The sequence below is a fragment of the Nocardia sp. 852002-20019_SCH5090214 genome, assembly GCF_001665865.1.
Lineage (GTDB): Bacteria > Actinomycetota > Actinomycetes > Mycobacteriales > Mycobacteriaceae > Nocardia > Nocardia nova.
Map to the genome: position 1 here is coordinate 1 of NZ_LZMK01000024.1, position 1,299 is coordinate 1,299.

At 66.4% G+C, this 1,299-nt stretch carries 1 protein-coding gene and 1 pseudogene; one reads left to right on the top strand and one right to left on the bottom strand.

Going from position 1 to position 1,299, the window contains the following annotated elements; all coding sequences use genetic code 11:
- A partial coding sequence (locus A5780_RS03280) for an acyl-CoA thioesterase domain-containing protein (protein ID WP_156769347.1) occupies positions 1 to 741 on the top strand: 741 nt, incomplete at its 5' end.
- Positions 742 to 753: 12 nt separating this feature from the next.
- Here A5780_RS03280 and A5780_RS03285 read toward each other — a convergent pair.
- Positions 754 to 1,299 (bottom strand): annotated as a pseudogene (locus A5780_RS03285) (hypothetical protein); the annotation flags it as partial.

Sequence of the window (1,299 nt, forward strand, 5' to 3'; positions counted from 1 at the left end):
CCGACCAAACTGAGCGGAACAGCCGTGGCCGGCATGCTCGCCCGGGAACTCGAGACCCACTGCCCGGAGGGCTTCATCCCCGCTCGACTCACAGTCGACCTGTATCAACCGGTCGACAACGCCGCGTTCGATCTGCGCAGCACGGTGGTCCGTCGAGGATCTCGAATCACTGTTGCCGACGCGGCACTGTCGCAAGACGGTCAGCAACGTGTGAGGGCGACAGCCGTTTTCCTCACCACCGGGACCGAACCGCCTGGCCAGCTCTGGAGCCGAGACGAACCGCTGCCGGTTCCGCCGCAGGAGAGTGCTGTGCCCGGCGGGACGCCGCCGCTGTTCAAGAGCGGCGATCGCGACTGGTCCGAGGATTTCGCGGCGAATCAAAACGCCGACCGCAAAATCTTCTGGCAGAACCTGCCACCACTGGTCGCCGGGGAACCGATCACTGGGTTCCAGCGCGCAGCGATCCTGGGTGACTCCACGAACCACGTGTGTCATTGGGGCACCGAAGGCGCCGGCTACATCAACGCCGATGTGACCGTGGCGCTTTCGCGTCTGCCGATCGGCTGCGACCTCGGACTACGCGCCGACAACACCATCGCCTCGGCGGGCGTGTCCATCGGCAGCGCCACCCTCTACGACCGCACCGGCCCGGTCGGCACCTCCGTGGTCAGCACACTGTCGAACGCACGACGCCAAATCGACTTCGCCGCCACCACCAGCGCCGCATTCGGCGGCGAGTAACCGGCGGGTGCTTCACGGGTGAGGAAGCATCTCCGGCTGAGCGAGCCTGGCGATCGTTTGAGCAATGTCGGTGCCAGGCTGGCTGAAGGTGGCGTCGAAGTAGGCAAGCAGGTAAGCCCGTTGCAGGTCGATCGAACGGGCCGTGTCGATTGTGCCGACTGCTTCGGCCTTCTTGGCGGGCTCGAGCAGGCCGGCCGTGGTCAGTTGCGGCAGGATGATCTGCTGGTCGCACAGCGACATGTGCTGGGTTCCTGCGATGCGCAGGGGGATCTTCACCCCGGTGTTGGTTGCCCAGCGCGGTTCCCAGCCCGGATTGCCGAACCAGGGCGAGGTGTCGCTGGCCAGCATCAGCAGCGGCCGGTCGAGACCGTCCGCGGCGACAGAGCCCAGGATCGGGCCGTCCAGATCGACGCCGGCACGGACACGGTGGTCGTCGTGCATCGTTTGCACGGTTGTCGACCCGCCTAGCGAGTGACCGAACATTCCGACTTTCGACAGGTCGAGGTCCTCGGCGAGGTGCGGTGGGAGTCCAGCGCGTCCCGGCTGTTCGGTGGCAGC